Annotated in this window: 16 protein-coding genes; 1 reads left to right on the top strand and 15 read right to left on the bottom strand. The window is 69.1% G+C overall.

Features of this window, described 5'->3' with window-relative positions:
• Positions 1–11 precede the first annotated feature (11 nt).
• Entirely contained in the window at positions 12–1,211 is a 1,200-nt protein-coding gene (locus LXB15_RS01250; protein WP_233950492.1) for a GGDEF domain-containing protein, read from the top strand.
• Here LXB15_RS01250 and thiD read toward each other — a convergent pair.
• From thiD to uraH, 15 genes are all read right to left on the bottom strand, one after another.
• A complete protein-coding gene (gene thiD, locus LXB15_RS01245) occupies positions 1,196–1,999 on the bottom strand; it encodes a bifunctional hydroxymethylpyrimidine kinase/phosphomethylpyrimidine kinase (protein WP_233950491.1) in 804 nt (267 codons plus the stop codon). The genes LXB15_RS01250 and thiD overlap by 16 nt on opposite strands.
• A gap of 95 nt (positions 2,000–2,094) precedes the next feature.
• Positions 2,095–4,323 carry a 1,4-alpha-glucan branching protein GlgB gene (glgB, locus tag LXB15_RS01240; protein WP_233950490.1) on the bottom strand — a complete coding sequence of 743 codons (2,229 nt, stop codon included), beginning with the start codon at positions 4,321–4,323 and terminating at the stop codon, positions 2,095–2,097.
• The gene (treS, locus tag LXB15_RS01235; RefSeq protein WP_233950489.1) at positions 4,320–7,646 is read right to left on the bottom strand and encodes a maltose alpha-D-glucosyltransferase; all 3,327 of its coding nucleotides are present in this window, start codon (positions 7,644–7,646) and stop codon (positions 4,320–4,322) included. The genes glgB and treS overlap by 4 nt, the downstream gene beginning before the upstream one ends.
• 28 nt (positions 7,647–7,674) lie before the next feature.
• On the bottom strand, positions 7,675–9,738 hold the full coding sequence (locus LXB15_RS01230) for an alpha-1,4-glucan--maltose-1-phosphate maltosyltransferase (protein ID WP_233950488.1): 2,064 nt from the start codon (positions 9,736–9,738) through the stop codon (positions 7,675–7,677).
• A 177-nt stretch (positions 9,739–9,915) separates the two neighbouring features.
• Positions 9,916–10,764, bottom strand: coding sequence for a fumarylacetoacetate hydrolase family protein (locus LXB15_RS01225; RefSeq protein WP_233950487.1), 849 nt, complete (start codon positions 10,762–10,764; stop codon positions 9,916–9,918).
• 159 nt (positions 10,765–10,923) lie between these two features.
• Positions 10,924–12,315, bottom strand: coding sequence for a guanine deaminase (gene guaD / locus LXB15_RS01220; RefSeq protein ID WP_233950486.1), 1,392 nt, complete (start codon positions 12,313–12,315; stop codon positions 10,924–10,926).
• A complete protein-coding gene (locus tag LXB15_RS01215) occupies positions 12,312–13,565 on the bottom strand; it encodes a urate hydroxylase PuuD (RefSeq protein WP_233950485.1) in 1,254 nt (417 codons plus the stop codon). The genes guaD and LXB15_RS01215 overlap by 4 nt, the downstream gene beginning before the upstream one ends.
• A gap of 391 nt (positions 13,566–13,956) precedes the next feature.
• Entirely contained in the window at positions 13,957–15,045 is a 1,089-nt protein-coding gene (locus tag LXB15_RS01210; RefSeq protein WP_370640149.1) for a BMP family ABC transporter substrate-binding protein, read from the bottom strand.
• A 37-nt stretch (positions 15,046–15,082) separates the two neighbouring features.
• Positions 15,083–16,009, bottom strand: coding sequence for an ABC transporter permease (locus tag LXB15_RS01205; protein WP_233950484.1), 927 nt, complete (start codon positions 16,007–16,009; stop codon positions 15,083–15,085).
• Positions 16,006–17,151, bottom strand: a complete 1,146-nt coding sequence (locus LXB15_RS01200) for an ABC transporter permease (RefSeq protein ID WP_233950483.1) — start codon at positions 17,149–17,151, stop codon at positions 16,006–16,008. The genes LXB15_RS01205 and LXB15_RS01200 overlap by 4 nt, the downstream gene beginning before the upstream one ends.
• Positions 17,151–18,707 (bottom strand): ABC transporter ATP-binding protein, encoded by a 1,557-nt coding sequence (locus LXB15_RS01195; RefSeq protein ID WP_233950482.1) that lies wholly within the window; start codon positions 18,705–18,707, stop codon positions 17,151–17,153. The genes LXB15_RS01200 and LXB15_RS01195 overlap by 1 nt, the downstream gene beginning before the upstream one ends.
• The gene (xdhC, locus tag LXB15_RS01190) at positions 18,704–19,579 is read right to left on the bottom strand and encodes a xanthine dehydrogenase accessory protein XdhC (protein ID WP_233950481.1); all 876 of its coding nucleotides are present in this window, start codon (positions 19,577–19,579) and stop codon (positions 18,704–18,706) included. The genes LXB15_RS01195 and xdhC overlap by 4 nt, the downstream gene beginning before the upstream one ends.
• The gene (xdhB, locus tag LXB15_RS01185; RefSeq protein WP_233953297.1) at positions 19,576–21,972 is read right to left on the bottom strand and encodes a xanthine dehydrogenase molybdopterin binding subunit; all 2,397 of its coding nucleotides are present in this window, start codon (positions 21,970–21,972) and stop codon (positions 19,576–19,578) included. Before xdhB ends, xdhC begins: the two co-directional genes overlap by 4 nt.
• Complete coding sequence (xdhA, locus tag LXB15_RS01180) at positions 21,972–23,468, bottom strand: xanthine dehydrogenase small subunit (protein ID WP_233950480.1); 1,497 nt, start codon at positions 23,466–23,468, stop codon at positions 21,972–21,974. The genes xdhB and xdhA overlap by 1 nt, the downstream gene beginning before the upstream one ends.
• On the bottom strand, positions 23,468–23,836 hold the full coding sequence (uraH, locus tag LXB15_RS01175) for a hydroxyisourate hydrolase (RefSeq protein ID WP_233950479.1): 369 nt from the start codon (positions 23,834–23,836) through the stop codon (positions 23,468–23,470). The genes xdhA and uraH overlap by 1 nt, the downstream gene beginning before the upstream one ends.
• Positions 23,837–23,986 lie beyond the last annotated feature (150 nt).

Raw genomic sequence — 23,986 nt, 5'->3', positions numbered from 1 at the left:
CGGTTCTTTTGATGCACGTCGACGCTCCCACCATGATCCTGCTGACCGGTGGGATCGCCCTGATCGCCGCGCTTTCCCTCGGCAATGAATGGCGCCGGGGCCGCGAGCCGGCGATCGGCTTCTGGAGCATCGGGTTTGCCTGCATCGCCGCCGGCTCGACCCTGTCGGTCTCCCGGATGGCCGGCTGGTATCTCGCCGGGATCTGGCTGCCGCACGGCCTGCTGGTCATGGGCCACGCCTGCTTCCTCGCCGGGGTCGCCATGCATGTCGGGGTACGGCCGCGGCCGGTGTGGCTCGCCGCGCTCCTGCCCTGGGCGGTCTGCTACCTGCTGCCGGCCGATCTCGGCAGCGCGCCGCTGCTGGTCCTCGTCAATTCCCTCACCGTCAGCGTCTATGCGCTCGCCTGTGCCTGGCTGCTGCTGCGGGCCGACGACGGGTCGGCGAACCAGCGCATGCTCGGCGGGCTCTTCGCCTTCCATGGCCTCGTCTACGCGGTGCGCGCCGGCCTGGTCGGCGTCGAGGGCGCCTTCGTCAATCTCGGCCGGTTCGAGGGGTTCGCCGTCTCGGCCGGCCTGTTCCACGGCGTCTTCGTCGCCGTGCTGCTGGCGCTGCTGATGACGTCGGCGGTGCGCGGACGGCGCGAGTCCGACCTCGCGATCCTCGCCCACATCGATCCGCTCACCGGCGTCTACAACCGGCGCGCCTTTCTCGGCATGAGCAGCAAGGCCCTCGCGGCGCCGGCCCCGCGCCACGCGGCGCCAGTCGCCGTCATGCTGTTCGACCTCGACCACTTCAAGCGCCTCAACGACACCCACGGCCACGCCTTCGGCGACCGCGTGCTGCAGGAATTCGTCGCCACCGCCCGCGCCTGCCTGCCGCGCGAGGCGGTGTTTGCCCGGCTGGGCGGCGAGGAATTCGCCGTGTTCCTGCCGCGGACGAGCGCCGGCGACGCGTCGAGTCTCGGCTGGGCGATCGTCGAAGCCTTCGCCGGGGGACCCGGCAACAGCGCCGGGGCGACGGTCAGCGTCGGCGTGGCCGCGGCGACCGTCGCGCAGCCGGTCGACGCGCTCGTCGAAGCCGCCGACGCGGCGCTCTACGAGGCCAAGCGCCGGGGACGCAACCGCGTCGAGCTGGTGCTCTTCGAAGCCCCGCCGGAACTGGGCCGTTCCGCCCTGCCCGGCCATCCGGTGCCGGCTCACCAATGCGCGTGAAAATGATGCGTCGGCCCGTGGCCGGAGCCGACTCCCAGCCGGCCTGACGCGGCGATCGCCTCGGCGACATAGGCCTTCGCGCGCCGGACGGATTCGACCGGGTCGGAGGTCAGCGCCAGCTGTGCCGCGATCGCCGACGACAGGGTGCAGCCGGTCCCGTGGGTGTTGCGCGTCTCGACGCGCCGCCCCTCGAACCAGGTGGCACGGCCTGCGGCGAACAGCACGTCCGGGCTGTCGGCGGCCGGCAGATGCCCGCCCTTGACCAGGGCCGCGCCGCAGCCGAGCGCCGTCAGCGCCCGCGCCGCCTCTTCCATCTGCCCGCTGTCTGCGGCTTCCGCCGCGCCGAGCAGGACGGCGGCCTCCGGAATGTTCGGCGTGATCATCGTCGCCAGCGGCAGCAGCTCCGACCGCATCGCCACGACCGCTTCCTCGGCGAGCAGCCGGTCGCCGCCCTTGGCGATCATCACTGGATCGAGCACCACGTGGGCCGGCCGGTGGCGCCGCATCGCCGCGGCGATCGCCGCCGCGATGCCGGCCGTCGCCACCATGCCGATCTTCACCGCGTCGACGCGGATATCGGCGAAGATCGCGTCGATCTGCCGGGTCACGAAGTCCGGCGAGACCAGTTCGACGCCGCTGACCCCTTGCGTGTTCTGCGCCGTCAGGGCGGTGACCACGGCCATGCCGTAGACGCCGTTGGCGGAGAACGCCTTGAGGTCGGCCTGGATCCCGGCGCCGCCCGAAGGGTCGGACCCGGCGATCGACAGGACGTTGCGGATGGCGGTCATGGAAAGCTCCCCGGTTCCGGGGCCGAAGCCCGTCACGGGGACCGGTCTTATCGCCGGCCGGCGGAGCTGTCAGCCCGGCCGGCCGGCAGGGGACCTCAGTCCTGCTGCACCAGGACGATGGTGGCGAGCGGCGGCAGGGTCAGCGAGATCGAGAACGGCCGGCCGTGGACCGAATGCTCGGAGGCCTCCTTGCCGCCCAGATTGCCGACATTGGAGCCGCCGTAGATGTCGGCATCGGTGTTCAGCCGCTCGACCCAGCGCCCGCCCTGCGGCACGCCGATCGCGTAGTCATGGCGCGGCACCGGGGTGAAGTTCGAGACGATCAGCACGTTGCGCCCCTGCTTGTCCTTGCGCAGGAAGGCGATGACGCTCTGCTCGACATTGGCGGTGTCGATCCACTCGAAGCCGGCCGGGTCGCAGTCGAGCTCGTGCAGCGCCGGGATCTCGCGATACATCGTGTTGAGGTCGCGGACGAGACGTTGCACGCCCTTGTGCTCGGGCTGATCGAGCAGGTGCCAGTCGAGCGAGCGGTCGTGGTTCCACTCGCCGACCTGGCCGTACTCGCCGCCCATGAAGATCAGCTTCTTGCCCGGGTGGCCCCACATGAAGCCGAAATAGGCGCGCAGATTGGCGAATTTCTGCCACTGGTCGCCCGGCATCTTGCCGAGCAGCGAGCCCTTTCCGTAGACCACCTCGTCGTGGCTCAGCGGCAGGACGAAGTTCTCCGAATAGGCGTAGACCATCCCGAAGGTCATGTGGTGATGGTGGTAGCGCCGGTTGATCGGATCTTCCTGCATGTAATGCAGCGTGTCGTGCATCCAGCCCATGTTCCACTTGAAGTGGAAGCCGAGCCCGCCCGCCGATGTCGGCCGCGAGACGTCCGGGAAGGCGGTCGATTCCTCGGCGTGGGTGGTCGCCTTGGGATAGTATTCGCCGACCCGCTCGTTGGTGTCCCGCAGGAAGGCGATCGCCTCGAGGTTTTCGCGGCCACCGTAGATGTTGGGCTCCCACTCGCCGTGCTCGCGCGAATAGTCGAGATACAGCATCGACGCCACCGCATCGACGCGCAGCCCGTCGATATGGAACTGGTCGAGCCAGTAGAGACCGTTGGCGACCAGGAAGTTCTCCACCTCGCGGCGCCCGTAGTCGTAGATCAGCGTGTTCCAGTCCCTGTGGAAGCCGCGCTTGGGGTCGGGATGCTCGTAGAGCGGGGTCCCGTCGAACAGGCCGAGGCCATGCACGTCGGTCGGGAAATGCCCCGGCACCCAGTCGAGCAGCACGCCGATGCCGGCCTGGTGGAAGGCGTCGACGAGGCGGGCGAAGCCCTCGGGCGTGCCGTGGCGGGCGGTCGGCGCGAACAGGCCGATCGGCTGGTAGCCCCAGGAACCGTAGAACGGGTGCTCCGACACCGGCAGCAGCTCGACATGGGTGAAGCCCATGTCCTTGACGTACGGCACCAGCTGGTCCGCCAGCTCGTCGTAGTCGAGGAAGGCATCGCCGTCGCCGCGCATCCAGGAGCCGAGATGCACCTCGTAGATGGTGATGGCCTTCTCGCGGTCCTGCCAGTCCTTGCCGTGGCTCTGGAACTCGGCGTCCTGCCACTCGTGCTGCACCAGCCCGTCCACGATCGAGGCGGTGGACGGCGCCATCTCCTGGCGGAAGCCGACCGGATCGGCCTTCAGCGGCAGAACGTTGCCGTCGCGTCCGATCAGCTCGTATTTGTAGACCTCGCCGCGCCCGATATGCGGGACGAACAGCTCCCACATGCCGGTCTCGTGGCGCTGGCGCATCACGTGGCGCCGACCATCCCAGCTGTTGAAGTTGCCGACCACCGAGACCCGCCTGGCGTTCGGGGCCCAGACGGCGAAGGCGGTGCCCTCGACGCCGTCCATGGTCTTCGGATGCGCGCCCAGCCGCTCGTAGAGCCGGTAATGGTTGCCCTCGGCAAGGAAATAGACGTCCTGTTCGCCGAGCAGCGTGCCGAAGCGATAAGTGTCCTCCTCTTCCCAGCTGTCGGCGCCGTGCGTGTAGCGCAGCCGGTAGGCCTCGCCGCCGCTCCGGCCCGGCAGGAAGCCGGAGAACAGGCCGTCCTGCTCGGTGGCTTCCAGCGCCGCGAGGGCCTGGCCGGACGCATCGATCACCGTGGCGCTGTCGGCGCCCGGCCGGAAGACGCGGACGATCACCCCGCCGTCGACAGCGTGCGGGCCGAGCACGGCGAACGGGTCCCCATGCTGGCCGTTGGCGATCGCCGCGGCGGCCTCCGGCACCATGCGATGGTCGATCGGAGCGGCGCCCGCTCCGGTCCTGGGATTGCTGATGGTCATGAAAGTACCTGTCGTTTCTCGAGGAGCGCGATGATCCCGCGCAGCGGGATCGACAGCCATGCAGGTCGCATCGCCGCCTCGTAGCGGAGCTCGTAGAACGCCTTTTGCAGAATGAAGAGGTCGAGCAGGCGGGCCGTCGCATCATCGTCGAGCGAGATGCCCGATGCGGCGCTCCAGTTGCTCAGGAACGTGGCCGACACTTCGTCGCGCCAGGTCTCGGCCATTTCGCGCAGCCGCTCCACCGTCGCCTCGTCGGCCGGACCGGTGCGGTCGCGGGCGGCGAAGGCGGCGTAGTCGAAGGAGCGCAGCATGCCGGCGACGTCGCGCAGCGGCGACGATTTCTGCCGCCGCTCCGCCAGTTCGCGGCCCGGTTCGCCCTCGAAATCGAGGATCACCACGTCGTTCTTGGCAACCAGCACCTGGCCGAGATGGTAGTCGCCGTGGATGCGGGTGCGGTGGGTGGTGACGTCGAGGCCCGTGAAGCCGTCGAACCAGGCGAGGATCGCCGGCTCGGCGGCAATCAGCCGGTCGATGTCCTCGGCGCCGACGGCGCCGCTCGCCTCGCGCTGGCCGCGCAGCAGCACCAGCGAGGCGCTGGCTTCCTCCCGCGCCTCGGCGACCATCTGCGCCAGCGCCGCCGCGTCGATCGGCTCCGGATCGAAGTCCGGGTTGCCGGTCACGGTGGCGAGCGCCGCATGCATCTGGCCGGTCCGGGTGCCGAGCACCGTGCCGGCGTCGATCTGGATCGCCAGCTTCTCGCCGGCCATGCCGGCCTCCGGGATTTCCTCCGGCGCGTCCTGGTGGACATAGGCGTTGTCGCGCAGATAGCGGGCGAGCGCGTCGGTCACCACCGCCCAGGCGTCGCCCTGGTTCTGCACCTGCTCGAACAGGGCGGCGATCGCCGCCCGCGTGCCGTCCGGCCGCACCAGCTCGACCGAGCCGAGCAGCGCGGGCGCCGCCTCGAAATCGGTCTGCTCGGTCAGGAAGCGCGTCACCTCCAGCTCCGGCTGGATGCCGTCGCGCAGGCGCCGGTAATATTTCAGGATCGCCTCGCTGCCGACGGCAAGCGAGGTGTTGGACTGCTCACCGCCGAGCGCCTGGATCGCGTCCGCCTCAATCAGCAGAGTCCGCGCCAGTGCCTCGCGCCGCGAGGTGGTGGGCGTGACCTCGAGCCGTCCGTCGCCGAGATCGACTTCGGTGCCGGCGGCGATCATGCTGATCATCAGCTTGGCGAAGTCCGGGTCGCGCGCGCCGTCGATGACGGCGCCGATGCGCGGGCCCTGGCGGATCTTGGCGATCGTGTAGGGCAGCGTCGGCGACTGCGGGTTGAGGTAGTCCTCCCCCCACTTGGCGCTGAGCGGCAGCAGATAGTGGTGTTCGCCGGCGCTAGTCTCGACCCGCAGCTCGGTGAACAGATGCCGGCGCGATTCCGGCACCGGCGGTCCGAGGACGTCGAGCGACAGGCGGCGCGGCCGCTCCGACTTGCCGGCGAACCAGCGCTGACCGGCGATGAATTCCGGCAGCACCGATTCCAGCTCGCGCTGGTTGCGCGGATTGATCGTGGCCTTGAGGTCCGTCCCCGCCACGATGGTGGAGAAGGCCGGCAGCGGCGTCGGCTCGCTGCGGTCGCGCCCTGCCGCCGTGGCGGACAGGTCGAACCAGAAGAAGCCGTAGGCCGGCAACGTCAGGACGTAGGAGCCGACGCCGACCGCCGGGAACACCGACAGGCCCAGCATCTCCACCGGCACTGCCCCGGCATAGGCCGAGAGATCGAGCTCGACCGCCTGGGCCGAGCCCGACAGGTTGGCGACGCACAGGATCTGCTCGTCGCCATATTCGCGCAGATAGGCGAGGATCTTGCGGTTCGATGGGTAGAGGAAGTTGATCGTGCCGCGGCCGAAGGCCTCCTTGGTGCGACGGACCTGGATCAACCGGCGCGCCCAGTTCAGCGGCGAGGCGGGATTGCTCGACTGCGCCTCGACGTTGACCGCCTGAAAGCCGTAGATCGGGTCCTGGATCACCGGCAGGTACAGGCGCTGCGGATCGGCGCGCGAGAAGCCGCCATTGCGGTCGGCCGACCACTGCATCGGCGTGCGCACGCCGTCGCGGTCGCCGAGATAGATGTTGTCGCCCATGCCGATCTCGTCGCCGTAATACAGCGTCGGCGTGCCCGGCATCGACATCAGCAGGGCGTTCAGTAGCTCGATCTTGCGGCGGTCGTTGCCCATCAGCGGCGCCAGGCGCCGGCGGATGCCGAGATTGATCCGGGCGCGTGTATCGGCGGCGTAGGTCGACCAGAGATAGTCGCGTTCCTCCTCCGTCACCATTTCGAGCGTCAGCTCGTCATGGTTGCGCAGGAAGATCGCCCACTGGCAGTTGTCCGGGATCGACGGCGTCTGCCGCATGATGTCGGTGATCGGGTGCCGGTCTTCCTGGGCCAGCGCCATGTACATGCGCGGCATCAGCGGGAAGTGGAACGCCATGTGGCATTCGTCGCCCTCGCCGAAATACGGCCGCGTGTCCTCCGGCCACTGGTTGGCCTCGGCGAGCAACATGCGGTCCGGATAGTGCGTGTCGAGGTCGGCGCGGATCGCCTTCAGCACGTCGTGGGTCTCGGAGAGGTTCTCGTTGTTGGTACCCTCGCGCTCGACCAGATAGGGGATCGCGTCGAGCCGCAGCCCGTCGACGCCCTTGTCGAGCCAGTAGTGCATCACCGAGAGCACTTCCTCGAGCACCTTCGGATTGTCGAAGTTGAGGTCCGGCTGGTGCGAGAAGAAGCGGTGCCAGAAATACTGCTTGGCCACCGGGTCCCAGGTCCAGTTGGACGTCTCGGTGTCGGTGAAGATGATCCGGGTGAGCTCGTAGCCCTTGTCGTCGTCGGCCCAGACGTAGAAGTCACGCTCGGGCGAGCCCTTCGGCGCGTTGCGGGCGGCCTGGAACCAGGGGTGCTGGTCGGAGGTGTGGTTGATCACTAGCTCGGTGATCAGCCGCATGCCACGCTTGTGGGTCTCCTCGATCAGCCGCTCGACGTCCTCGATCGAGCCGTAGGACGGGTTGACGCCGCGATAGTCGGCGATGTCGTAGCCGTCGTCGCGCAGCGGCGAGGGATAGAAGGGCAGCAGCCAGATCGCCGTGACGCCGAGTTCCTGGATGTAGTCCAGCTTCTCCAGCAGGCCGGCGAAATCGCCGATCCCGTCGCCGTTGGAATCGGCGAACGTCTTGACGTGCAGCTGGTAGATGATCGCGTCCTTGTACCAGTCGGACGCATCCGGGTTCGGGCCGGACGTCGCGTCGGTCACGACGATGGGTAGCTGTTCGTTCATCGGAGAGAGTGGCTTTCGCTCTTGAGTGTCAGCGTGTGATCTTGAAGACGGCATAGGGCCGGTCGTGCGGGTTCATCCACCAATGCTGGATCTTGCCGCGCCAGACGAAGCTCTGGCCGGTGACCATGTCCTCGACCATCACCGTGCCGTCGTCCGGCAGCCCGAGTTCCCACAGTGGCACTTCGAAGTGTCCGCCCTGTGGCGCATGCGGGTCGAGCGTCACGGCGAACAGCAGGAACGATGAGAGGTCCGCCGTGCGCTTGGCATAGTAGACGATGTTGTCGTTCCAGAAATTGAAGAACGCCAGGTTGCGGAAGTCGCGCATCGCCGGCTCGCTGCGGCGCAGCCGGTTGAAGAAGGCGATGTCGTCGCGGATGTTGCCCGGCGCCTTCCAGTCGAAGGCGCGGATCTCGTATTTCTCGGAGTTGAGATACTCCTCCTTGCCCGGCACGGGCAGGAACTCGCACAGCTCGAAGCCGGAATAGATGCCGTAGTTGCCCGCCATCGTCGCCGCCAGCGCCAGCCGCGTGCGGAAGCCCGGCCGGCCGCTGACCTGCAGATACAGCGGGTTGATGTCCGGCGTGTTGACGAAGAAGTTCGGGCGCATGTACTCGGCGCAGTCGTCCTGCGTCAGCTCTGTCAGATATTCCTGCAGCTCGAACTTGGTGTTGCGCCAGGTGAAGTAGGAATAGGACTGGTTGTAGCCGACCTTGGCGAGCCGCTTCATCACCTTCGGGCGGGTAAACGCCTCGGCGAGGAAGACGACGCCGGGATCGACCTTGCGCACTTCGGCGATCATCCATTCCCAGAACGGGAACGGCTTGGTGTGCGGGTTGTCGACGCGGAAGATCCGCACGCCCTTGTCCAGCCAGAACAGCACGATGTCGCGCAGCTGGTACCAGATCGACGGCAGGGCCCCGCGGTAGAAATGGACGTTGACGATGTCCTCGTATTTCTTCGGCGGGTTCTCGGCATACTGGATCGTGCCGTCCGGCCGCCAGTCGAACCATTCCGGGTGCTCGCGGATCCACGGATGGTCGGGCGAGCACTGTATGGCGAAGTCGAGCGCGATCTCCAGCCCGTGTCCCTTCGCCGCCTCGATCAGCCGGGCGAAATCCTCGAACGTGCCGAGTTCGGGATGGATCGCGTCGTGCCCGCCTTCGGCCGAGCCTATCGCGTAGGGGCTGCCCGGATCGTCGGGGCCCGGCGTCAGCGTGTTGTTCTTGCCCTTGCGGTTGACCTTGCCGATCGGGTGGATCGGCGGGAAATACAGGACGTCGAAGCCCATTTCCTCGATGTCGGGCAGGCGCTTGATGACGTCGTCGAACGTGCCGTGGCGGTTGACGTCGCCGGACTGCGAGCGCGGCATCAGCTCGTACCACGCCGAGAAGGCCGCCGCCGGCCGGTCGACCCACACCGGGACCTTGCCGGCGTAATGCGACAGGTTGGTCCGGTGGCCGGCCGCCGCCAGCAGCGCGATCGTCTCGGGCGCCTGCATCAGCGCGTACTGGCCGTCGAGATCGTTCTGGGCGCCGAGTTTCTCGAGCTTTTCCTCGAGCTTCTGCAGGGATTTCTGGTCGTCGCGCGAACCGCGCCCCGAGTCGCGGGCGGCCTTCACCAGTTCGCGTGCCTCGATGAGTTCCAGCTGGATGTTCTGGCCGGCGTCGCGCTTCTTCTTCGCCTCGTCGCGCCACGTCGCATAGAGGTCGCGCCAGGCGATGATCGAGTAGCGATAGGGACCGGCCTTGTCGAAGACGATCTCCGCCGACCAGCGGTCGTTGACGATGAAGGCGAGCGGGACTTCCGCCCAGCTCTCCTCCGCGTCGGCCGGCCCGTAAACCACCGCCGCGGCGATCTTGTCGTGGCCGTCGCTGAACACGTCGGCCGAGACGACCAGCGGCTCGCCCTCGGCGCGCTTGACGGCGAAGCGGCCGCCGTCGACCTCCGGCGCGACTCCCTCGATGACCACCCGGTTGGCGGCCAGCGCCAGCAGCGCCTCTTCCCCTTCCCGCGGCTGGGGCAGAAGACTGGACCCGGCTGCGGGCTGACGCGGCTTGGCCCGCTTGCGCGGCATCTGGATAGCGTCGTCCATGAGAACTTTCCCGAATTGATCGCACGGCCATCGCCGTATCGCGCTCCGGCGACATGGCGATGGCGGGCGCGGCGCCACTGTTCGCGACGACCAGCCGCGCGACTTCACCCGCTCTAGGTTTAAGCCCGGTCGCGCGGGCTGGTTCCCTTCGCAGGGCAAAAGACTGCGGCCCTGCCGCTAGCCGGCGTAGGCGCGGACCGTCTGGCGCTGCTCGCCGAGGCCCTTGCCGCCGAGGGAGATGACGTCGCCCGGCTTCAGATAGCGCTCCGGCTTCATGCCCATGCCGACGCCGGGGGGCGTGCCGGTGGTGATGACGTCGCCCGGCATCAGCCGCATGAACTGCGAGATGTAGGAGACCAGCGTCTTGACGCCGAAGATCATCGTCTTGGTCGAGCCGGTCTGCATCCGCTCGCCGTTGACGTCGAGCCAGAGGTCGACCGCCTGCGGGTCGCCGAGCTCGTCGGGCGTCACCAGCCAGGGGCCGAGCGGGCCGAAGGTCGGGGCGCTCTTGCCCTTCATCCATTGGCCGCCGCGCTGCGCCTGGAAGGTGCGCTCGGAGACATCGTTGCACAGGCAGAAGCCGGCGACGTGGTCCATCGCCTGGTCCTCGGAGACGTAGAGCGCCTCCTCGCCGATAACGATAGCGATCTCGACCTCCCAGTCGAGCCGGTCCGAGCCCTTCGGCACGATGACGTCGTCATGCGGCCCGACAATGCAGGACGGTGCCTTGTTGAAGAGGATCGGCTCCTTCGGGATCTCCATCCCGGATTCCTTGGCGTGATCGGCATAGTTCAGGCCGACGGCGATGAAGTGGCCGACGCGGCCGACGCAGGGCCCGATGCGATGCGACGGGTCGGCCTTGGCGAGCGCCTTGGGATTGATCGCCCGGAGCTTGTCGAGGGTAGCCCGAGACAGCGCCTCGCCGGCCACGTCGTCGATTTCCTCCGACAGGTCCCGCAGGATATTCTCGTCGTCGATCAGTCCCGGCTTCTCCGAACCGCTTTCACCGTAACGCACCAGTCGCATGCCATGCCTCCTTCACCGATTTCGCGAGCCGCCGCCGCGATGGCGGCAGGGGCTTGCGGAAGCAGATAGCCGCTTTCGGCGATTTGTCGCGGTTCGCGGACGATTTCTGCTGCCAATCGGCGATTTCGGAAGCTGCGGCGGACGGCCGCCGGGCCGCGCCTATTGCGCCGATTCCCCTGCGCCCGGGGCAGCCTGCGGCGGGGCATGGTCCTGCCGCGCCGGCAGCTGCCGCCGCGCCGCGCCGCGCTCGTAGGCCGGCTCGCCGAGCACGTAGGTCGCCACCGTCGCGCGCTCGTCGCCGAGGATCATCAGCGCGAACAGCTCCTCCTCCAGCGTCTCGACGCGCTCCATCCGCCGCCGCATCGCCGTCGTGGCGGAACTGTCGAGCACCACGAGATCGGCCTCGTGGCCGGGCACGAGGCGGCCGATCCGGCTGTCGAGGCCCATCGCCTCGGCGTTGCCGGCGGTCATCATGTGGAAGGCCTCGAGCGCCGGCAGCTTCTGGCCGCGCAGCGCCAGCACCTTGTAGGCCTCCGCGGCGGTCCGCAGCATCGAGTAGCTGGTGCCGCCGCCGATGTCGGTGGCGAGGCCAACCTTGATGTCGGCCGCGCGCATCGACTCGCGGTCGAACAGGCCGGAGCCGAGGAAGAGATTCGAGGTCGGGCAGAACACCGCCGTCGCGCCGCCGGCCGACAGCGCCGCAAGCTCACGCGCCGACAGGTGGATGCAGTGGCCGAACATCGCCTTCTCGCGCACCAGCCCGTAGCGCTCGTAGACTTCGGTGTAATCCTTCGACCACGGGAACGCCTCGCGCACGAAGGCGATCTCCGCCTCGTTCTCCGACAGATGCGTCTGGATGTGCATGTCGGGGAATTCGCTCGCCAGCGCCTCGGCCGCCTCCAGCTGCATCTCGCTCGAGGTCGGCGCAAAGCGCGGGGTGATGGCGTAGGAAAGCCGGCCCTTGCCGTGCCAGCGGCGGATCAGCTCGCGCGACTGCTGGTAGCCGGTTTCGGGCGTGTCGAGCAGCGCCGGCGGGCCGTTGCGGTCCATCATCACCTTGCCGGCGACCATGCGCATCCGGCGCTCCGCCGCCTCGGCGAAGAACGCCTCGACGCTTTCCGGATGGCTGGTGCAGAAGACGCCGGCGGTGGTCGTGCCGCTCGCCAGCAGCTCGTCGAGCAGGAAGCGCGAGGCGGAAGCGGCGACCGCCGGATCGCCGTAACGGCTTTCTTCCGGAAAGGTGTATTTCGCCAGCCATTCCATCAGCTCGGCGCCGTAGGAGGCGATGACCTGGGTCTGCGGCATGTGCAGATGCGGGTCGATGAAGCCCGGCAGCACCAGATGCGGCCGGTGGTCGACCACGACGGTGTCCGGGCGCAGCCGCTTCAGCAGGCCGCTCGCCTCGCCGACCTCGCGGATCAGCCCCTTCTCGATCACCACCAGCCCGTCTTCGATGTAGCGGACGGCGCGGCCGATCTCCTCGTCGCGCGGATCGGCGTCGAAGGAGAGGAGACGGCCGCGTATGGCGCGGCTGGCGCCGGCCGAGCTCATCGCGCCGCCACCGCGACGTAGCGTCCGGAACCGGCAGCGATCCAGCGCGCCAGCGTTTCCCGTTCCGCCGGTTCGAGCCCGGTGACGTTGCCGGGCGGCATCGCGATGCTGCGCACCGCCTGCCGCTCGATCAGCGCGGCGTAGTGGACGATGTCGTCGCGGCTTTCGAGCCGGACATCCTTCGGCGCATGGCCGATGCCCGGCCAGAGCGGCTCGGCGGCGTGGCACATCGAGCAGCGCGACTGAACGATCATTTCCACATCCGCCATCAGCGGCGAGGCCATCAGCGCCACCGCCGGATCGCCCTGCAGCGAGCGCGCCGCCTCGGCCTCCTCTGCGCCGCGCCAGCCCGGCGCGCCCGAGAGCGTGATGACGGCGGCAAACAGCACGCCGGCGACGACCCAGCACCACCAGAGCTGCTTTCCCGTCGCGTGCATCGTGTTGAAGAAGTGCCGGATCACCGCCCCGATCAGCAGCACCAGCCCGGCGATCGCCCAGTTCCACTCGGTGGCGAAGGAGAGCGGATAATGGTTCGAGAGCATCAGGAAGATGACCGGCAGCGTCAGGTAGTTGTTGTGCAGCGAGCGCTGCTTGGCCTCCTTGCCGAGGCGGGCTTCCGGGGTGCGGCCGGCCTTCAGGTCGGCGACGACGATGGTCTGGTTGGGGATGATGGTGAGGAAGACGTTGGCGGTCATGATCGTCGCGATCATCGCGCCGGTATGCAGCATCGCGCCGCGGCCGGAGAAGACTAGGGAGAACAGGAAGCTCGCCGCCACCACGTAGACGAAGAGCGCCGCCAGCAGCGCCGTGTCGTTGTTCTTCAGCGGCGACTTGCAGAGCCCGTCATAGACGACCCAGCCGAGCGCCAGGCCGCCGATCCCGATGGCGGTGGCGCCCCAGACCGGCAGGTCGGCCTTCGCGGGGTCGATGAGGTAGAGCTCCGCCCCGAGATAGTAGACGAGGAACAGCAGCGCCGCGCCGGAGAGCCACGTCGAGTAGCTCTCCCATTTGAACCAGGTCAGGTCCTCCGGCATGTGCGGCGGCGCGACCATGTATTTCTGCACGTGGTAGAAGCCGCCGCCATGGACCTGCCAGGCCTCGCCGCCGACGCCCTCGGGAAGCTGCCGCGACCGGCGCAGGCCGAGATCCAGCGCGATGAAATAGAAGGACGATCCGACCCAGGCGATGGCGGTGATGACGTGCACCCAGCGCACGCCGAAGCTCAGCCATTCGAAAAGGTATGTCCACATGCGAGGTCGGGGTCCTTGGGTGGAGGGCTGAGCCGCGTTCGGGCGGCGTTGGCTGTCGATTTCAGGCAGGAAGCGCCGCGTCCCGGGTTACCCCCCTCTGTCCTGCCGGACATCTCCCCCACAAGGGGGGAGATCGAAACGGCAGATGCGCCGCTGCCGACCTTCAATGTCGAAGCCTGCACCAGCGGTGCAGACCAGATGCGTATGGCGAAGCTACCAATCTCCCCCCTTGTGGGGGAGATGTCCGGCAGGACAGAGGGGGGTGTCTCGGCACGAACGGAGACGGATATCATGCCGCGGCACTACCGCGTCCCCCGCCCTTCGAGGCTCAGCCGGTCTTCCAACCGGCTTTGCACCTCAGAACGGGGGATCGACTGCTCAGATCCGAGCCTCAGCTCTGCACGCCTTCCACGTACCAGTCCATCTTCAGCAGATCCTCGTCCGGGATCACCTCGCCGGCCGGCACCTTCTCCGCGCCCGACTGGTCGTTGATCGGGCCGGTGAACACCTCGTAGGTGCCGGCCTTGGTGTCGTCGATGATCTTCTGCGCGGCGGCCTTCACGTCCTCGGGCATCTTGTCGTTGAACGGCGCCATCTCGACCTCGCCCTCGGCCATGCCGAGCCAGACATTGTCCGCCTCCCAGGTGCCGTCGAGCAGAGCCTGAACCCGGTTGACGTAATACGGGCCCCACTGGTCGACGATCGCCGTCATGTGGGCGTTGGGCGCGAAGCTGGTCATGTCCCAGGCCTGGCCGAAGGCCACGGCGCCGGCCTGCTCGGCGGCCTGCAGCGGCGCAGGCGAGTCGGTGTGCTGGGTGATGACGTCGGCGCCCTGGCTGAGCAGCGCCTTGGTGGCGTCGGCTTCCTTCGCCGGGTCGTACCAGGAATTCACCCAGACGACCTGCGTGGTGAAGTCGGGGTCCACCTTGCGTGCCGCCAGCGTGAAGGCGTTGATGCCCATCACCACTTCCGGGATCGGGAAGGAGGCGACATAGCCGGCCTTGCCGGTCTTCGACATCATCGCGGCGATGGTGCCGAGCACGGCGCGGCCCTGGTAGAAGCGCGAATTGTAGAGGCCCATGTTGTCCGAGCCGGTCTGGTAGCCGGTGGCGTGCTCGAACTTCACGTCCGGGAACTGCTTGGCCACCTTGATCGTCGGGTTCATGAAGCCGAACGAGGTGGTGAAGATGATGTCGTTGCCGTCCTGCGCGAGCTGGCGGATGACGCGCTCGGCGTCCGGCCCCTCGGCGACGTTCTCGACATAGGTGGTCTCGACCTTGTCGCCGAGCTTCTCCTCCAGGTACTTGCGCCCCTGGTCATGGGCGTAGGTCCAGCCGAAATCGCCGACCGGGCCGACATAGACGAAGGCCGCCTTGACCGTGTCCTTGGCCTCCTGGGCAACGGCCGGCAGACCGAGCGAGAGGGCGGCCATCGCGGTGATGGCGCCGGCCATCAGGCGGCGGCGGGTGGTGTGGATCATGAAACGGCTCCTTTGAAGGGTTGCGACAGGGGGTGGGTCAGGCGCTCGCCCGGAACGGCCGGCCGAGACAGGCCGGCGCGACGGTTCTGGCGCTCCGCCGGCCGGCGGAGATCAGGGCAAGGACGAGGACGGTGGCGAGGTAGGGCAGCGCCGACAGGAATTCCGGCGCGAAGAAGTTGAAGCCGGCGGCCTTCGCCTGAAGCTCGAGCGTGATGACGAGGCCGAACAGATAGGCACCGATCAGCAGCCGCCCCGGCCGCCAAGAGGCGAAGACCACCAGTGCGATGGCGATCCAGCCGCGTCCGGCGGTCAGCCGCTCGGCCCACATCGGCGTCAGCACCAGCGAGTAGTACGACCCGCCGAGCCCCGCCATGGCGCCGCCGAACAGCACCGCCAGCGTGCGCACCGTCAGCACCGGATAGCCGATGGAATGGGCCGCCTCGTCGCTCTCGCCGACGGCCCGCAGGATCAGGCCGGCGCGGCTGTGCTTGAGGAACCACCAGACCGCGAAGGTCAAGATCAGCCCGATATAAACCAGTGGCGAATGGCCGAAGACCACCCGCCAGACCGGGTCGTCGGCGAGCGAGGCGGGAAAGATCGGCCCGAGCGTCGTCGTGGTGATGCCGACGAAGGGCGCCCCGATCAGCGCCGAGACGCCGGTGCCGAAGATCGTCAGCGCCAGGCCCGTCGCCACCTGGTTGGCCATCAGGCCGAGCGTCAGCACCGCGAAGATCGCGGCGGCGAGCGCGCCGGCGGCCATCGCGGCGACGGCGCCCAGTGCCGGAATGCCGGTGGTGACGGCGACGGCGAAGGCGGTGACCGCACCGATCAGCATCATCCCCTCGACGCCGAGATTGAGGACGCCGGACTTTTCCGCGACGAGTTCGCCGAGCGCGGCGATCAGCAGCGGGGTGGCGGCGGCCGCCACGGTCATCAGGATGGCAACGAGAAGCGCCGTGCTCATGCGGTTTCCGCCCCCGTCTCCGCCCTGCCGCGCTCGGCAGCGGCGCCGGCCCGCGCGGCCCCGACGGCCGGTGCATGCACCGTCTCGCGACGCGCCACCAGCCGGTAGCGCACCAGGATGTCGGCCGCGAGCAGGAAGAACAGCATCATCGCCTGGAAGACGCCGGTGGCCGCCGACGGCAGGCCGATCACCGTCTGCGCGCTCTCGCCGCCGACATAGGTCAGCGCCAGGACGAGCGCCGCGACGAGGATGCCGAGCGGATGCAGCCGGCCGAGAAACGCCACGATGATCGCCGTGTAGCCGTAGCCGGTCGGGAACTGCGGCACCATCTGGCCGAATGGGCCGGCGGCTTCGAGGATGCCGGCGAGCCCGGCCATGCCGCCGCCGACCAGCATCGCCAGCCACACCGTCGAGGCCTGGCTGAAGCCGCCATAGCGCGCGGCGCTGGGCGCCAGGCCCATGACGCGGATCTGGAAGCCGGTGACCGAGCGGGCCAGCAGGAACCACGCGGTCAGTCCCAGTGCCGCGGCGACCGGCACGCCGAGATGGATCAGCGTTCCCGGAACGATGGTCGGCAGCGTCTGCGCCGCCGAGAACATCGCCGTCTGCGGGAAGTTGAACCCCATCGGGTCCTTCCATGGTCCGCGCATCAGGTAGTACAGCAGCTGGATCGCCACGTAGTTGAGCATCAGGCTCGACAGGATCTCGCTGACGTTGAACCGCGTCTTCAGGAGCGCCGGGATGCCGGCCCAGATCATGCCGCCGACAACGCCGGCGGCGACCATCACCGGCAGGATCCAGACGCCGTCGAGATCCAGCGTCATCAGCGCGACGCCGGTGCCGGCGAGGCCGCCGAGAATGTACTGGCCCTCGCCGCCGATGTTCCAGATGTTGGCGCGGAAGCCGATGGACAGGCCGATGGCGATGATCGCCAGCGGCGCCGCCTTCACGAACAGGTCCTGCCAGCGATAGGGGTTGAACAGCGGCACGACGAAGATCTGGTAGACCGCCTGAGGCCCGTCATGGCCGAGCAGCGTGAACACGATTGCGCCGGCCAGCAGCGTCGCCAGCACCGCGATCACCGGCGCGGCGACCATCATGGCGCGACTGGGCTCGCGTCGCGGCTCGAGCGCCAGCGCCATCAGGCGGCCCTTTCTTCCGGCGCTTCGGCCGCTTCGTGGGCGCCGTGGATGCCGCCCATCAGCAGCCCGACCCGCTCCACCGAGATGCCCCTGACGGCCATCGGCTCCGACAGCCGGCCCTCGTTGATCACCGCGATCCGGTCGCAGAGCTCGAGCAGTTCGTCGAGGTCCTGGCTGACCACGACGACGAGCGCCCCCCTGGCGACGAGGTCGATCATCGCCTGGCGGATGAAGGCGGACGCACCCGCGTCGACGCCCCAGGTCGGCTGTGAGACGACGAGGACCGAGGGGTCCTGGCCGATCTCGCGTCCCATGACGAATTTCTGCAGGTTGCCGCCGGACAGGCTGCCGGCAAGGGCCTCAGCGCCGGTCGCCTTGACCGAGAACGCCTTGATGACGCCGTCCGCGAAGGCGCGGGCGGCGCCGAGGTCGAGAAAGCCGCCCTTCGCCAGCCCCTTGCGCTCCCGGGCGGAGAGGATGGCATTGTCGGCCAGCGACATGCCGGGCACCGCGGCATGGCCGTTGCGCTCCTCGGGGACGGCGGCAAGGCCGAGGCGGCGGCGCGCCGAGACGCCAAGCGCCTCGATGCGCTGCCCGTCGAGCGTGATCGTGCCGGTGACGCCCGCGACGCGCTCGCCGGAGAGCACCTCCAGCAGCTCGTTCTGGCCGTTGCCCGCCACCCCGGCGATGCCGAAGATCTCGCCATTGCGCACCGAGAAGGAGATGTCCCTGAGGCTCGTGCCGAAGGGCGGCGTGCCCGGCGCCGACAGATGGGCGACGGTGAAGCGCTCGGCGCCGGTGGCCGCGTCGGCCTTGCCGGACAGGTCCTTGAGGCTGCCGCCGATCATCAGCTCCGCCATCGAGCGGGCCGATTCCGCGCGGGGGTCGCAGGTGCCGACCACCTTGCCGCCGCGCAGGATGGTCGCGGTGTCGCAGAGCGCCTTTATCTCGTGCAGCTTGTGGGAAATGTAGAGGATCGAGCAGCCCTCGGCGGCCAGCCGGCGGAGCGTCGCAAACAGCTGCTCCACCTCCTGCGGGGTCAGGACGGAGGTGGGCTCGTCCATGATCAGGAGCTTCGGGCGCTGCAGCAGGGCGCGGACGATCTCGATCCGCTGGCGCTCGCCAACCGACAGCGTGTGGACGTGGCGGTGCGGATCGAGCGCCAGACCGTAGGTGTCGAGCACGTCCCGCACCTTCGCCTCGAGCTCGCGGCGCGGTGGTGGCTCGTCCATGCCGAGCGCGATGTTCTCCAGCACCGTCATCGCCTCGAACAGCGAAAAATGCTGGAACACCATGCCGATGCCGAGCGCCCGCGCCTCGCGCGGCGAGTGGATCGCCACCGGCTTGCCGTCGAAGGCAATCTCGCCCTCGTCGGCCTTCTGGACGCCGTAGATGATCTTGACCAGCGTCGACTTGCCGGCGCCGTTCTCGCCGAGCAGCGCATGGATCTCGCCCGGCCCGACCGCGAACGACACGCCGTCGTTGGCGACGACGCCGGGAAAGCGCTTGGTGATGCCGGTAAGCTGGAGGCGCGGCGCCATGTCGGAGGGGATCATCCCGTTGATCTCGTGCGGGGACTATTGCACTGCGACGCGAGGGCTGCAAAGCGATCGCTCAGCTTTTCCTGTTGATCGGAAAAAAGGCAGGTGGCGATCTCGGCGGCGGTCAGCGCGGCGATCACCGCCGGCCGCTTGTCGCGCAGCGCCGCCCCGCCGATCGGCAGGGTCAGGCGGGCGATGTCCGCGCCGCGCCCCTCGGCCTCGAGATGCCGGCGGAAGCGCTCGCGCTTGGTCGCCGAGCCGATCATCCCGACATAGGCGGCATCGCCGCGGGCAAGCGCCGCGGCGGTGAGCAGGAAATCCAGCGAATGCGTGTGGGTCATCACCACATAGGCCGCGCCCGCCGGCGCGTCGGCTATCTCGGCCTCCGGGAGGGCGGCGGCGACCGCGGTCACGTCGTCGGGCAGGCCGTCCAGCATCTCCGGCCGGCTGTCGACCAGCCGCACATTCAGCGGCAGCAGCGCCAGCGCCGCGGCCAGCGCCCGGCCGGTATGGCCGGCGCCGAACACCAGCACCGCCGGGCGGGCGCGGCGCGCCGCCTCTTCTTCGGCGAGCATGCCGGCGATCAGCGCCGGGTCGGCGCGGCGGATCGCCAGCTTCACCCGCCCGCCACAGCACTGGCCGATCTCCGGCCCCAGCGGCACATCCATCTCCACATCGTTCTCGCCGGCCGCGAGCAGCGCCCGCGCGCGCTCGATGGCGTCGTATTCCAGCCGGCCGCCGCCGATCGTGCCGGCGATGTCCGTCGCCGTCACCGCCATCGTCACGCCCGCCTCGCGCGGCGTCGAGCCGCGCGCCTCGACGACCGTCACCAGCGCCGCGGGCGTCCCGGCCGCGACCGCGGCGCTGAGGGTTTCGGCGACGCTCATCCCCTCGCCCGGACCTGCTCGACCGCCGCGAGCACCCGCTCCGGCGTCGCCGGCGCATCGAGGTCGGGGAAGACCCGCCCGTCGCCGGCCGCGATCACCGCGTCGGTGAGGGCCGAGAACACCGAGATCGCCAGCATCAGCGGCGGCTCGCCGACCGCCTTCGAGCGGTAGATCGTCGCCGCCCGGTTCTCGCCCCTGTCCCACAGGGCCACCCGGAAATCGTCCGGCCGGTCGTTGGCCGTCGGGATCTTGTAGGTCGAGGGCGCGTGCGTCCTCAGCCGGCCGCTAGCGTCCCACCAGAGTTCCTCGGTGGTCAGCCAGCCCATGCCCTGGATGAAGCCGCCCTCGATCTGGCCGAGGTCGATCGCCGGGTTCAGCGAACGGCCGACATCGTGCAGGATGTCGGCGCGCAGCAGCCGGTGCTCGCCGGTGAACGTGTCGATCACCACCTCCGAACAGGCGGCGCCATAGGCGAAATAGTAGAACGGGATGCCGCGGGCCGTGTCGCGGTCGTAGCTGATGCCGGGCGTCGCGTAGAAGCCGGTGGAGGAGAGCGACACCCGGGCGAGATAGGCCTCGCCGACGAGGTCGCGAAAGCGCTTCTCGTCGTTGCCGATGCGCACCCGGTTCGGCTCGAACACCACCTGGTCACGCGGCACCTTGTAGCGCTCGACGGCGAAGTCGATCAGCCGGTCCTTGATCGTGCGGGCCGCCGCCTGCGCCGCCATGCCGTTGAGATCGGAGCCCGAGGATGCCGCCGTCGCCGAGGTGTTCGGCACCTTGGCGGTGGTCGTGCCGGTGATCTTCACCATCGCGACATCGATCTGGAATTCCTCGGCGACGACCTGGGCCACCTTGGTGAACAGGCCCTGCCCCATCTCCGTGCCGCCGTGGTTGAGATGCACCGATCCGTCCTTGTAGACGTGCACCAGCGCGCCGGCCTGGTTGAGATGGCTGGTGGTGAAGGAGATGCCGAACTTCACCGGCGTCAGCGCCAGGCCCTTCTTCAGCACCGTGTTGGCGGCGTTGAACGCCCGGATCTTCTCGCGGCGCGCCCGGTAGTGCGACGTCGCCTCCAGTTCCTCGACGATCTCGCCGATCACCGAATCCGTCACCTGCATGTGGTAGGGCGTCACGCCGCTGCCGTCGGCGGGATAGAAATTGCGCCTGCGCACGTCGAGCGGGTCGAGCCCGGTGGCGAAGGCGACGCGGTCCATCGCGCGCTCGATCCCGACCATGCCCTGCGGCCCGCCGAAGCCGCGGAATGCGGTGTTGGAGACGGTGTGGGTCTTCAGCCGCCGCGAATGGATGCGCGCCGCCGGCAGCTGGTAGGCGTTGTCGGCGTGGAACATCGCCCGGTCGGCGATGGCGCCGGAGAGGTCCTTCGAATAGCCGCAGCGCACCAGATGCCGCATGTCGGCGGCGACGATGCCGCCGTCCGGATCGAAGCCGATATCGTAGTCGATGCGGACCTCGTGGCGCTTGCCGGTCATCACCATGTCGTCGTCGCGGTCGAGCCGGCACTTGGCCGGCCGCCCGGTCTTGACCGCGGCGAGCGCGGTAACGGCGGCGAACAGCGCCGGCTGGCTCTCCTTGCCGCCGAAGCCGCCGCCCATGCGCCGGACTTCCACCGTCACGGCGTGGTCCGGCACGCCGAGCATCCTGGCGACGTTGTGCTGCACCTCGGAGGGATGCTGCGTCGAGGAGCGCACCAGCACGTCGCCGTCCTCCAGCGGGATCGCGACGGCGATCTGCCCCTCGAGGTAGAAATGATCCTGGCCGCCGAGTTCGAGCCGGCCCGCAAGCCGCTGCGGCGCGGCCTCGAGCGCCGCTTCCGGGTCGCCGATGCGCATCTCGTGGGCCGGCAGCAGGTCCTCGCCCGCCGCGTCGGCCTGCGCCACGCCCTCGTCGATCGAGATCGCCGCCGGAAGGTCGGCGTAGGTGACGACGGCGAGCTTCGCCGCCGCCCGCGCCGCGTGCGCCGTCTCGGCGGCCACGGCGAACAGCGGCTGGCCGACATACTGCACGGTATCGACGGCGAAGATCGGATCGTCGCCGAACACCGGCGAATAGTCGTTCTCGCCCGGAATGTCCTCGGCCGTCAGCACCGCGACGACGCCCGGCGCGGCGCGGACGGCGGCGAGGTCGATGTTGGCGATGCGGGCATGCGCCCGCTCCGACATAGCGATGTGGACCTGCAGCGTGCCGGGCAGCTCCGGCTCGTCGTCGATGTAGCGCGCCGTGCCGGCGACGTGCCTGGCGGCGCTGTCATGGGCGAGCGGCGTCGCCACCCCGCCTTGGATCGCCGCCTCGTGGGTCGGCGGCCGCTCGTCCAGCGCCGACGGACCGGGCTCCCCGGCGAGCCCGCGATCCTGGATGCGGGTCTCGTCCATCATGCCGCTTCTCCCGTCGCGGCGTCGTCGGCCTCGGCCGTGACGTCGGCGAGGCGCGGGGTGAAGCCGCCGGCCTCCTGCAGCGCGAAGCGGCGCAGCAGGTAGCGCGCCGTCTTGAGGCGATACTCGGCGGAGGCGCGCATGTCGGTCAGCGGGGTGAAGTCCTCGGCCAGCGCCGCCACCGCGGCCTCCACCGCGGGCGGATCGAAGGGCCGCCCGACCAGCGCCGCCTCGGCCCGCGCGGCCCGCTTCGGGATTCCCGCCATGCCGCCGAAGGCAAGCCGGGCCTCGCTGATCGTCGTGCCCTCAAAGCTGAGCCGGAAGGCCGCCATCACGGCCGAGATGTCGGAATCGAAGCGCTTCGAGATCTTGTGCGCGAAGAAGCGCTGGTTGCCCGCGAGCCGCAGCACCTCGACGGCGACCACGAACTCGCCCGGCGCCCGGTCCTGCCTGCCATAGTCGAGGAAGAAGTCGGCGAGCGGCAGCCGGCGCATCTCCTCGCCGCGGCGCAGATAGAGATGCGCGTCGAGAGCGATCAGGCAGGGCGCGAGATCGCCGATCGGCGAGCCGTTGGCGATGTTGCCGCCGATCGTCCCGGCATTGCGGATCTGCGCGCCGGCGAAGCGCCGCAGCATCTCGCCAAGGTCGGGGTGGACGCTCGCGAGCGTGGCCGTCGCGGCGCGATGCGTCACGCCGGCACCGAAATAGATCCGGCCGGCGGCCTCCTCGATCACCTGCAGGTCGCGGACATGGCTGATGTCGATGATCAGCGGCAGGCTGCGATGCTGCTTGGTCACCCAAAGGCCGACATCCGTGGCACCGGCGACCAGCAGCGCGTCGGGATGCGCGGCGTAGAGGTCGGCGAGCTCGTCGACATGGCGCGGCGCGAACCAGCGATCCCTGCCCGCCCGATAGGAAAACACGCCGTTGCCCTCGATCGCGGTGAGCCGGCGCGCCAGCGCCGCGTCGCCGGCGGCATCCGTCGGCGGCGGCAGCTGCGCCACGGAAAGCCCCGCCTCGACGATCGGGCCGTAGCCGGTGCAGCGGCAGAGATTGCCGGCGATGAGGTCCTTCACGGCCTGGCGGTCGGCGAGTGCGCCGTTCAGCCAGCCGGCATGGATCTGCATGACGAAGCCCGGCGTGCAGAAGCCGCACTGGCTGGCATGCTGCTCCACCATCGCGGCCTGGACCGGGTTGAGCCCGCCCTGGCCGAGATGTTCCACCGTCTCCACGGCCCGGCCGTGCATCGCCGGCAGGAACTGGATGCAGGCATTGACGCTGCGCCGCCGCAGCCCGCCTTTGCCGTCCGCCTCGGCGACGATCACCGTGCAGGCGCCACAGTCGCCCTCGGCGCAGCCTTCCTTGGTGCCGGTCAGCCGCTCGTTCCGGCGCAGATATTCGAGCAGCGTAGTCGTCGGCGGCAGGTCGCCGACGCTGCGCTCCTCGCCGTTGAGGACGAAGCGGATCGGATCGGAGGGCGTGGGCGCGTCACTCATCAGCTGCCCCGATAGGTCGAATAGCCGAAGGGCGAGAGCAGCAGTGGCACATGGTAGTGGCGGCGTTCGGCGATGCCGAAGCGCAGCACCACCTGGTCGAGGAATTTCGGTTCGGGCAGCGCAATGTTCACGGCGTCGAAATAGTCTCCGGCGGCGAAGCAGAGCTCGTAGATGCCGGTCTCGAAGCCGGCGCCCGCCATCAGCGGCGCGTCGCAGCGGCCGTCCTGGTTGGTCACCGCCTCAGCGACGACACTGCGCTCGCCCGCCGCACCGATTCGCGACAGGGTCACGGCGATGCCGGCGGCAGGCCGGCCGAGGCTGGTGTCGAGCACGTGCGTCGTCAGCCGAGCCTGATCTGCTTCGCCCATTCAGGCTCCGTTCGCGAGATTTTTGACCATCCGGTCAGCATCCTGCACCAGCCGGGGCAAATCCGTAAAGCACTGTCGCTGCGCCTGCCTCTCGCCATCCGCCCCGGCAGCCACAGATCACCCGCGAACGCCCCGTCCGGCCGCCCGCCG

The organism is Aurantimonas sp. HBX-1 (assembly GCF_021391535.1).
Classification (GTDB): Bacteria; Pseudomonadota; Alphaproteobacteria; order Rhizobiales; family Rhizobiaceae; genus Aurantimonas.
This window is presented reverse-complemented; position numbering and strand designations above follow the sequence as displayed.